The organism is Streptococcus suis (assembly GCF_002960445.1).
GTDB lineage: Bacteria > Bacillota > Bacilli > Lactobacillales > Streptococcaceae > Streptococcus > Streptococcus hyiners.
This window is the reverse complement of the sequence record NZ_POJD01000487.1, coordinates 1-271: the sequence shown is the minus strand read 5'-3', so window position 1 is coordinate 271 and position 271 is coordinate 1. Positions and strand designations below refer to the sequence as shown.

Below are 271 nucleotides of genomic sequence, written 5' to 3'. Positions count from 1 at the left end.
AGAAAAATTAAACAAGTGTTTAAAAAAATTAGTAAATTCCCAAAGTAAGTTCTAGTCTGTCTTAAAAACTGGAAATTAGACTGAGACAAAGAAATAAGGTAGAACTTACTATGGGACAAGTTGGTAACTGACAATGAAAAACAAACACTTAACTCTCTCTGATCGCAATGATATTCAAATAGGAATTGAACAACTTAAGCCCTTCTCAGCTATAGCAGCTAAGTTAGGAAAAGATCCGTCCACAATTTCAAAAGAAGTTCGGAGAAATAGG

Annotated in this window: 1 protein-coding gene; it reads left to right on the top strand. The window is 32.8% G+C overall.

What is annotated here, in order from left to right; all coding sequences use genetic code 11:
- Nucleotides 1-133: 133 nt before the first annotated feature.
- A partial coding sequence (locus C1G53_RS12915) for a helix-turn-helix domain-containing protein (RefSeq protein ID WP_153046745.1) occupies nt 134-271 on the top strand: 138 nt, incomplete at its 3' end.